A 9,599-nucleotide genomic window follows, 5' to 3' on the forward strand; every position below is an offset into this window, starting at 1 on the left:
GCGCTCAACCAGGCCGAGGCAGGTAAATGGTCACCGCCAGACCGGAGTTGGCGTTCGCCATTTCGAGGCGGCCGCCATAAGCTTCGACGATGTCCGAAACGATCGCCAGGCCGAGGCCGCTGCCGCCGCCCTTGCTGTCAAGCTGGACACCACGCAACAAAGCGGCATTCCGGGCGGCCTCCGGAATGCCCGGCCCATCGTCGACGACCTTGATGATGACTTCGCCGGCGCTTGCGGATGCGCTCACACGAACCAGCGATTTCGCGAAGCGCGTCGCGTTCTCCACCAGATTGCCGAGGACCTCGGATAGATCGCCCTCGTCGACCGGCGCCGTGAAATCCTCGGCGACGTCGATCGCGAATGACAGCTGCTTGCCCCTTGGCGTTCGTTTGAGGACGGCAATCACGCCGTTCGCCACCTCCCGGACAAGGCAGGCGGCATCRCCGGAAACGCCGGGCGCCAGGCGAGCACGCGCCAATTCCCGCTCGACGTGGCGGCGAATTGCGCCGGCGCTTTTCTCGATCTCCTCGGCAAGTTCGGTTTCACCCTTCTTGCGCAAGGTCCGAATATCGGCAGAAAGCACCTGCAGGGGCGTCTTGAGGCCGTGCGCCAGATCAGTGGCGCGCGAGCGGGCGCGAGACAGGGCCTTCTCCTGGGCGGCGAGCAGGCGATTTATCTCCTCAGCAAGTGGCTGGACTTCGCTCGGCGCGGCGACATCAAGACGAGCCTTTCGCTGCGCAATCACGTCCCTGACGGCGACTCGCAGGCCTTCCAATGGCGCCAAGCCGACGGTGATCTGGATGAAGAATGCGCCCATCAGGGCGAATGCGAGCACCGTGAGCGCCGGCGCGAGATCACGGACATATTCCCCCACCGAGACCTCGACATTGCGGTGATCCTCCGCAACGACAGCACGAAACGCCCTCCCGTCGGCGTCGGTAATCGTACGCAGAACGGCGACGGTGAGCTCGCCGCCTGGCCCCCTGAGCTCTTCCTTCCTCAGTTCGCCATTCGCTGCCTGCTCGGGCAAGGCGAGCGTGGCATCCCACAAGGAGCGCGATCGAACGAGGTTGCCGGTCGCAAGGTCTTCCACCTGCCAGTAATGCCCGGACAGCGGACTGGCGAAGCGCTGATCCGCCAGCGTCGATGCGACCAGCAGGCGGCCGTCGGCCGCGAAGCTCGTCGCACCGATCAACTCATTGAGGTCGACGGTCAACTCGCTGACGACCCGCCGCTCGACGTTGAGCTCGAACAGATAACGCAGGCCGACGCCGGCTATGCCAAGCGCGATCACAATCGATATGGCTGCGGCCGACCATAGCCTTAGGCGGATCGAATTGCGCATCAGCCGGGCCCRCCAGGCCCGTCCGGCACGAAATATCCGAAGCCGCGTCGGGTTTCGATGACATCGCTGCCAAGTTTCCGCCGCAGACGCGCAACGATGACTTCGATCGTGTTCGGGTCGCGTTCGTTGTCGGAACTGTAAAGATGCTCCGCGAGCTCGGTCGGCGCGACCACACGACCGGCATGATGCATCAGGAACGCGAGAAGCCGATACTCGAGCGGCGAAAGTGCCACGGGAATGCCGCGAAGCGAGATGCGCATCTGGCGCGTGTCGAGCAACAAGGGGCCCGACGTCAGGACTGGCGCYGCCTGCCCGCTTGAGCGGCGCAGGATGGCGCGCAATCGTGCGAGCAGTTCCTCCATTTCAAAAGGCTTGGGAAGGTAATCGTCGGCACCGGCGTTGATGCCTTCCACCCGCTCGGTCCACAGTCCGCGCGCCGTCAGGATCAGCACCGGAAAGCGCCGGCCATTGGCGCGCCAGCGCTTCAGCACCGTGAGGCCGTCGAGCTTCGGCAATCCCAGGTCGAGGATCGCCGCATCGTAGTTCTCGACGTCGCCCGCAAACCAGGCGGCTTCACCATCGCTCACGATATCGACGGCCATGCCTGAGGCCTTCAAAACCGCCGCGATGTCGGCCGCAATACGCGGTTCGTCTTCTGCCACGAGGATCTTCATTTGTGGTCGCCTTCATTGCTCAAAACGCCGCCGGCGCCGGCGCCGGCGTCGATGTCAACGACCCTGCGCCGGCCATCGGCTGCAACCACCTGGAATCGATAGATCCACTTGCCTCCGGCGCGGATGAGGTCGACCGCAACGATCTCACCGGGAGCTCTGGCGCGGACAATGGCCATGATATCGGCAAGGCCCTCGATTTCGCCACGCTCATAGAGGTCGCGCGCCCGATCGTGGTCATCGTCGTCGTCCTGCGCCCGGACGGCCGACGGCGTGGCCAGCACAAGTGCGGCCGTCCCCAGGGCGGCCAGGCGCATCAAAGCGGTTTTCATGGAGGAGAGCTGTCGCATGCCGAAGCTGTCAAACCGCTGTCAATCATCGTCAGCCGGCGGCAAGGAGCACGTCTCTATCAAGGGCCGCCGCGCCCGATGACGGGCGCGCAAAGAAGGATTTGAAACCATGCGCAATCTTCCGGTCCTGCTTGTCGCTCTTGGAGGTCTGGCCGCCTTTGTCCTGCCCGCGGCCGCGGAATCCGACCATGAATCGTGCGGGGCCGCATCCCCCACATCTTCCTCAACAATCGACTTCGAGGCCATCCCGATGATGAGCGCCGCCGGACCCAAGGCGGTGAAGGRCATCGGCGACGACGAAGGTGACGGCCGCATATCCGCATCCAGTGCGCGCAGCGAACGAGCCGACGAACCCGGCAATAGCGACGACTGATTGGCCATCCGACTGATTATTTGCTCAATCTTTCTGGAGAATATCTGCAATGCCTGAAATTCAGCATATCCATCCCATTCTGGTGCATTTTCCTATTGTTCTGATGTACACGCTCGTGGTCATCGACCTCGCCGCGCTCGCGAACCGCAATGCCGTTACGACACGCAGTGGCGTGGGTACGATTTCCAGTTTTGCGGCGGCGGCCGCAGGAATATTCGCCGTCAGCACCTGGTTCTTTGGCGGCATCGCCCTCGACCATGCCGAGGCCGCGGGATTCAGCAGCCAGATAGCCGAGATCCATGAGGGCCTGGGCGGGATCAGCGCCCTGGCCTTTCTGGGCTGGGGTCTCCTCCGGCTCGCTCTTTGGGTGCGCAATCGCGAACTGAAAACGCTGGGACCGGCCATACCCGCCATTGAAGTTGCCGGCGCGGCCCTGGTCACGGTGACAGCGTATTATGGTGGGCAGCTGGTCTACGACCTTGGCGTTAACGTCACCAAGGCCGCCGTCGGCGGTTGACGTCGCAGTCTTGGACCTCGGGTCGTCCACGTTGGTCCGCGTCCCTTGGCTCAGCCAGGGATGCGGACCGGCGCGGTCCGGTGCGGATTTGAGGCCGGAGTTCTTCGGCGGGGCTTGGCTCGGCTGCCATGATCGAAAAGCCGGCTCTTTGTAAGCTCGGACACAAGCACGTAGAGCGCGGTGATCGCGAGCAGCCCTGCCAGTACCGGCGCTGCCAGAGGCACAAATCCGAACCAGCYGGCGAACGGGGCAAAAGGAATGGCGATGGTGGTAAGGCCAATGCCGACGGCGAGGCCCGCAAGCAGAAGGCTCGGACGGCTGCGCCAAAGCCTCCTGCGGGTCCGCACGACGAGCACGATAGCGAGTTCGGTGAGCACGGATTCCACGAACCAAGCCGTCTGGAATGTAGCTGCAGTGRCATGAACGGCCAGAAGGAGAAACGCGAAGGTTGTGAAGTCGAAGAGCGAGCTCACCAGTCCAAAACTCACCATGAAACGTCTCACGAAATGGATGTCCCAGTGACGCGGCCGGCGCACCTGATCGACATCGACATTGTCACCTGCGATCGCGAGAGCCGGAATGTCGGAAAGAAAATTGTTCAGCAGGATCTGCTTGGCCAGCAGAGGCAGAAACGGCAGGTAAAGGGAGGCGGCAGCCATGCTGATCATGTTGCCGAAATTGGCGCTGGTCGTGATGGATATGTATTTCATCGTATTGGCGAAGGTTTTGCGGCCATCGTCGACGCCCTTCACCAGCACGCTCAGGTCGCGCTTGAGCAAGATGACGTCCGCCGCCTCGCGCGCCACATCGACAGCCGTATCGACCGAAATGCCGATGTCGGCTTCATGAAGCGCCGGCGCGTCGTTGATGCCATCGCCGAGATAGCCGACCACGTGGCCGCTCCGGCGCAACGCCTCGACAATGCGCTCTTTCTGGTTCGGATCGATCTCGACGAAAAGATCGGTATTGCGGACGCCGGCCAGAAGCCCGTTCTTCGTCAGCTTCGATAGATCTTCGCCGGTCATGATCCTGTCGGCCTGCAGACCCACGGCCTCGGCCAGATGCGCCGCGACATAGCGGTTGTCGCCGGAAATGACCTTTACGCCAATGCCTCGGTCGGCAAGCGCCGACAGTATCTCCCGCACCCCCTCCTTTGGCGGATCGAGAAACAGCAGGAACCCCGCGAACGCCATTTCAGTCTCGTCGCCACGGCTAAAGCCCGCCTTGTCCTGAAATCGCCGGATCGCCAGGCCGAGAACGCGATACCCTTGGGCGCTCCAGCGTCTGAATCGTTCGTCGATCGCCTCGCGTTCCGTCGCGCCGAGGGGTTTCAAGCCATTCGAACCCTGCACGAAGCCACAAGCGTCGAGGACATTCTGCACCGCCCCCTTGGTGACAAGGATCTGTTCTCGCTTGCTATCGTGGACGGCGACCGACAAGCGCTTGCGAACAAAATCATAAGGGATCTCGTCGATCTTGGAGAACCCGGACAAATTCCCCTGTCCACGCGGAGCGCCCGCAATTGCCTCGTCCAGAGGATTCTTGAGGCCCGTCTGCAAAGTCGCGTTGAGCCGGGCCCACTGCAGGACGTCAATCGACGAATTGCCCTCGACGTCGAACCAGCCATCAAGGCGGATGACGCCCTCCGTGAGCGTCCCGGTCTTGTCAGTGCATAGCAGATCCATGCTGCCGAGATTCTCGATGGCATCGAGACGGCGCACGATGACACCGTTGGCAGCCATCGTCCGAGCGCCTCTTGCCAAGGTTACGCTGATGATCGCCGGAAGCAGTTCAGGCGTCAGGCCAACCRCCAGCGCCAGCGAAAACAATAGGGATTCGATGAAGGGCCGGTTGAGCATCACATTGGCGAAGAACACCAGGATGACAATCACAAGCATGATCTCGGTCATCAGATATCCGAACATCCTGATGCCGCGCGCGAACTCGGTCTCGGGTATCCGTCGCTCCAATGCTTCGGCGATCGATGCGAATTCGGTCTGCGTCCCCGTGGCGACGGCCAGCACCTTCGCCGTTCCGCTGCGAACCGACGTGCCGRTGAAGACGGCATTGGTTCGCTGCGTAATGCCGGCCTCGGGCGCGGAGCGGCCCGCGGACTTCACGACGGGAAAAGTTTCGCCGGTCAGAACGGATTCGCTGACGTTGAAATCCCGCGACTCCAGGATGACGCCGTCGACAGGGATGAGACTGCCAGCCGACAGGCAGACGACGTCGCCAGGGACAATCTCCCCGACATCGACGKTGCGTTCGAAGCTGTCCCGCAGCACGGTGGCCTTGCGGGAGATGCGCTGTTGCAGCACCTCCATCGCCCGAGACGCGCCATATTCCTGAGTGAAGCTGAGGGCGCAGCTGRCAAGCACAATCGCGCCGATGATTGCAGCTTCATGCCCCTCCCCGACGAACGCCGAAACGGCGGCGGCAAAGACCAGGATCAGGACCAATGGGCTGCGAAACTGACGCGCGAATACGCTCAGCGCCGATCCGCCGGATCGAGGCGCCAGTTCGTTGCGACCGAATTTGGCCAGCCTGGCTGCTGCATCGACGCGCATCAGGCCGGAAGTGGAGGTCTCCAGCCGGCCGACCAGCTCATCCGTTTCGAGCGACCAGTAGGCAGGCTCAACACGGCCAGAAAAGCGGCTGATCGATTTCTCCTCACCCGCTATGCCCCCCGGCCGGTCCGTGCCATCTGCCGCCTCGATCACCATGGTTGTAAGTCAATTCGAAAACAGGCGGCTGATACCGCTCTCGCCAATCAGCGAAAGTGTGATGCCGCCGAAGGCCCATTCCCTGAGCCGGCTGTGACCGTAGGCGCCGCACACGATCAGATCGGCGTCGACCGAGCGAGCAAACGCCATCAGCCCCTCGCCATTCGCCGCACAGGCGATCACTTCGGYTCGCGCCATGATGCCATGCTGCTCCAGAAACACCGCGACGTCGGCAAGGCTGTCTCGAACATCCTTTCCCGAGGCTGCTTCCATCGTGGCGACTACAACCTCTTTCGCCTTGGCGAGGAGCGGCAAGGCATCGGACAAAGCCCGTCGTGCTTCCCGGCTGTCCTTCCAGGCGACCAGGACGGTTTTCCCAAGCAGGTGTTCGGCATTGYCGGCCGCAACCAGCACGGGGCGACCGGCCCCGAGCACCAAGCTTCCTACATCGAGGGCACGGAACACATCATCGCCGCCATTGGTGGTCACGATGAGATCGGCTGAGCGAGCTACCAGTCCTAAAGCGCGAGTCGGACCGCAAATATATTGTTTCCATTCGCTGCTGATGGAGTGCGGGACAAACTTCTCAAAGGTGTCGCGCAGTTCGGCAAGACGCTTCTCGATCTCCTGCCGTTTGACCTGCATGACCTCGCCTTCATAAACTAGGCCTTCCCCCGTGGCCACCAAGGGCGGAACATCCGCGGCAGCGAAGCCGATGAGGTGAGCATCGAAGCGATGCGCCATTTCTGCCGCAAGCTTCACGATTGGCGCCGGATCGGTATCGACGGCCAAGTTGACGACAATCGTTTTGTAGGACATGCGGCACCTTCAGGAGACGATGATCGATTGATGGTGCCACTCCGAGAGGTGCACGACCTTGATGCTGATCAAACTCCGGTAGCTCTATGTTTGCGAATGCCTGCTTGAGTGCTAAACCAGTGATCGCCAGTGTTCCTTCAAGAGCAGAGTGGATGTGACCCAGAAGAGCCCAGTTTCCGCGGGAGCCATCGCCGAATCGGCCGCTTCGCTTGACGGTTTGCCGCGAAGTGATGATTTGCCGGAACATGAGTTGCTTGCATTGATGTTTGAGCAAGCACCGGGTTTCATGACGTTGCTAAGAGAGCCCGGGCACGTGTTTGAACTGGCGAATGCCGCCTATCAACGAATGGTCGGCCAGCGAAATGTCATTGGCAAATCGGTGCGCGAGGCCTTTCCCGACCTCGACGGCCAAGGTTTCTTCGAATTGCTGGACCGCGTCTACGAGACTGGCGAACCCTATGTGGGCCGAAGCGTCAAGGTCGTATACCGCAACGTCGAGACGGGYAGTGCGGAAGAACGCATCTTAGACTTCGTCTATCAGCCCATTAAAGCGAAGGACGGCCGGATCACCGCGATATTCGTTCAAGGCACGGACGTCAGCGAGCTGTCCTTCGCCAACGCCGCGCTGCAACTGCGTGAGGATCACCTGCGTTCGATCCTGGCGACTGTACCCGATGCCATGGTCGTTATCGACGAACAGGGTCTGATGCAGTCCTTCAGCACTGCTGCCGAAATGCTGTTCGGTTATAAATCCAGCGAAGTCATCGGTCGAAATGTCAGTTTGCTGATGCCCAATCCCTATCGAGAGGAACATGACGCCTATCTGCACAGATACCTTTCCACCGGAGAACGCCGCATCATAGGACTTGGACGCACCGTGACCGGGATGCGCAAGGATGGCACGACCTTTCCCATGGAATTGGCCGTCGGCGAAATRCATCCGGGAACGGGCCGTTTCTTCACGGGCTTCTGTCGCGACCTGACCGAACGCCATAGGACGGAAGCGAGGATGCAAGAGCAGCAGCAGGAGCTGCTTCATATGGCAAGGTTTACCGCGCTCGGCGAAATGGCTTCGACATTGGCGCATGAGATTAACCAACCGCTGACAGCCATCACAAACTATCTCAAAGGCAGCCGTCGTCTGCTCGAGAAAAGCGATGACGAGAACGCGACTATGTTGCGAGAGGCCGTCGAAAAGGCCGCCGAGCAAGCCTTGCGCGCGGGCGACGTCATTCGTCGCCTCAGGGACTTCGTTGCCAGGGGCGAAAGCGAACGCCAGGTCGAACGCCTGCCAACGCTTATCGAGGATGCCTCTTCGCTCGCTCTGGTTGRCGCGCGGGAGGCCGATGTTCGCGTTACATACGATCTCGACCCAGCGGCCGAGCTCGTTCTGACCGATCGAATTCAGATTGAGCAGGTGTTGCTGAATCTTATGAGGAACGCCGTCGAGGCCATGCAGGGCGGGGCGCGCCGTGAACTGCGTGTCTCTACCACAGCCCGGCATGACGGGATGGCAGAGGTTGCCGTTATCGACACCGGGCCGGGGCTGGCGCCCGAGGTTTCGGCCCAGCTCTTCCAGCCCTTCGTCACTACGAAGAAGCAGGGGATGGGCGTAGGGCTGTCTATTTGTCGCACTATCGTCGAGTCGCACGGTGGTCATATCTGGGCAGAGACTCCACCCGGCGGTGGAACCGCCTTTCGGTTCACTCTGCGCGCGGTAGAAAAGGAAGAGGTCGCCAGTGGCCAATGATGTCGTGCATGTGGTTGACGATGACGTCGATGTCCGCAAATCGCTGGGCTTTCTTCTCGCGACAGCCGATTTTGCCGTGCGCCTCTACGAGTCGGCGACCGCATTTCTGGCGACAGAGCCAAAGGACGTCGACGGTTGCATTGTCACTGATGTGCGCATGCCTGGTATCGACGGCATCGAGTTCCTGCGGCAATTGAAATCCCGCGGGTTGAACGTGYCGGTGATTGTGATGACCGGGCATGCCGATGTCGCGCTTGCCGTCCAGGCAATGAAGGAAGGCGCTGCCGACTTCATCGAAAAGCCGTTCGACGACCAGGTTCTCATCGATTCACTGCGTTCGGCCCTGACCCACCGCAGCCAGCCCATCGCGGCCCACCCGCAATCAACCGAAATCCGGAAGAACCTTGCCACTCTCTCGGAACGCGAGCGCCAAGTGCTCGATGGGCTCGTCTCCGGCTTGCCCAACAAGACGATTGCCTACGATCTCGGGATCAGCCCGCGCACGGTTGAAATCCATCGTGCGAATGTCATGAGCAAAATGGGAGCGGGCAGTCTCTCGCATCTGGTACGCATGGCACTTATTGCCGAGCCCAAACATTAAGCACCGCTTTTGTTTGCACGCGCCTTTGGCCAACGTCAGGACAGGTCTCGCAGCAAGCTCGCCCGCCGCTCTTTTGGATCCCAGTCTCGCCAGTGGGTCGGCCTGATATCGACACGAACGCGGGTAGCGACATCCACCCATCCATCCCGACTTTTTTCGCAAGGAAAAACAAGCGCGTGCAGACCTTCCTCGTCCAGAACGGCTAGTTCGAGGCTACGGCCAAAGGGGGCGCTTGCTATTGGATTCCACATCCRCCTACCGTGGATCGAGATGCCGGCGAACGCTTTGATTTGAATCAGTTTTCGAAAGGATGGCCACAAGGCTCGTTTGACTTCGGCACGGGAATTGACCTAGCTCAAAGTCCAGACCGGCAAACTGAGTATGGTGACCCAACAGGACAGGCCTGCCGCGACCGGCGGTGGGTGTCCGGCAAAGGAGCTCACCATGAAT

General features: G+C 61.1%; 9 protein-coding genes. 4 read left to right on the forward strand and 5 right to left on the reverse strand.

From position 1 onward, the window contains the following. Positions 1 to 4 precede the first annotated feature (4 nt). From LCM4576_RS03595 to LCM4576_RS03605, 3 genes are read right to left on the reverse strand one after another with little or no spacing between them, the layout of a single operon-like run. Entirely contained in the window at positions 5 to 1,345 is a 1,341-nt protein-coding gene (locus LCM4576_RS03595) for a HAMP domain-containing sensor histidine kinase (RefSeq protein ID WP_071030549.1), read from the reverse strand. Continuing rightward, positions 1,345 to 2,019, reverse strand: a complete 675-nt coding sequence (locus LCM4576_RS03600; RefSeq protein ID WP_071030550.1) for a response regulator transcription factor — start codon at positions 2,017 to 2,019, stop codon at positions 1,345 to 1,347. Before LCM4576_RS03600 ends, LCM4576_RS03595 begins: the two co-directional genes overlap by 1 nt. Beyond that, on the reverse strand, positions 2,016 to 2,366 hold the full coding sequence (locus LCM4576_RS03605) for a PepSY domain-containing protein (protein ID WP_244508331.1): 351 nt from the start codon (positions 2,364 to 2,366) through the stop codon (positions 2,016 to 2,018). The genes LCM4576_RS03600 and LCM4576_RS03605 overlap by 4 nt, the downstream gene beginning before the upstream one ends. Before the next feature lie 109 nt (positions 2,367 to 2,475). Here LCM4576_RS03605 and LCM4576_RS36225 point away from each other — a divergent pair, with 109 nt between their 5' ends. Both LCM4576_RS36225 and LCM4576_RS03610 read left to right on the forward strand, forming a co-directional pair. Next, entirely contained in the window at positions 2,476 to 2,739 is a 264-nt protein-coding gene (locus LCM4576_RS36225) for a hypothetical protein (protein WP_131803208.1), read from the forward strand. Between the two features lie 49 nt (positions 2,740 to 2,788). Further along, a complete protein-coding gene (locus LCM4576_RS03610) occupies positions 2,789 to 3,256 on the forward strand; it encodes a DUF2231 domain-containing protein (RefSeq protein ID WP_041006384.1) in 468 nt (155 codons plus the stop codon). Between the two features lie 50 nt (positions 3,257 to 3,306). Here LCM4576_RS03610 and mgtA read toward each other — a convergent pair whose 3' ends face one another. Both mgtA and LCM4576_RS03620 read right to left on the reverse strand, forming a co-directional pair. Further along, positions 3,307 to 5,979, reverse strand: a complete 2,673-nt coding sequence (mgtA, locus tag LCM4576_RS03615) for a magnesium-translocating P-type ATPase (RefSeq protein WP_083361288.1) — start codon at positions 5,977 to 5,979, stop codon at positions 3,307 to 3,309. A gap of 9 nt (positions 5,980 to 5,988) precedes the next feature. After that, the gene (locus LCM4576_RS03620; RefSeq protein ID WP_071030552.1) at positions 5,989 to 6,798 is read right to left on the reverse strand and encodes a universal stress protein; all 810 of its coding nucleotides are present in this window, start codon (positions 6,796 to 6,798) and stop codon (positions 5,989 to 5,991) included. 262 nt (positions 6,799 to 7,060) lie between these two features. Between LCM4576_RS03620 and LCM4576_RS03625 the strand changes: the two genes are divergently transcribed. Then, positions 7,061 to 8,548: a PAS domain-containing sensor histidine kinase gene (locus LCM4576_RS03625; protein WP_244510607.1), complete on the forward strand. Its 1,488-nt coding sequence runs from the start codon at positions 7,061 to 7,063 to the stop codon at positions 8,546 to 8,548. Continuing rightward, positions 8,538 to 9,149, forward strand: a complete 612-nt coding sequence (gene fixJ / locus LCM4576_RS03630; RefSeq protein ID WP_071030553.1) for a response regulator FixJ — start codon at positions 8,538 to 8,540, stop codon at positions 9,147 to 9,149. The genes LCM4576_RS03625 and fixJ overlap by 11 nt, the downstream gene beginning before the upstream one ends. Positions 9,150 to 9,599: the final 450 nt, after the last annotated feature.

Source organism: Mesorhizobium sp. LCM 4576, from assembly GCF_001854815.1.
Lineage (GTDB): Bacteria > Pseudomonadota > Alphaproteobacteria > Rhizobiales > Rhizobiaceae > Mesorhizobium > Mesorhizobium plurifarium.

What these genes read in the sequence shown, in the direction of transcription:
- LCM4576_RS03605 (WP_244508331.1), bottom strand. Translation starts at nt 2,366, where the DNA reads ATGCGACAGCTCTCCTCCATGAAAACCGCTTTGATGCGCCTGGCCGCC.
- LCM4576_RS03610 (WP_041006384.1), top strand. Translation starts at nt 2,789, where the DNA reads ATGCCTGAAATTCAGCATATCCATCCCATTCTGGTGCATTTTCCTATT.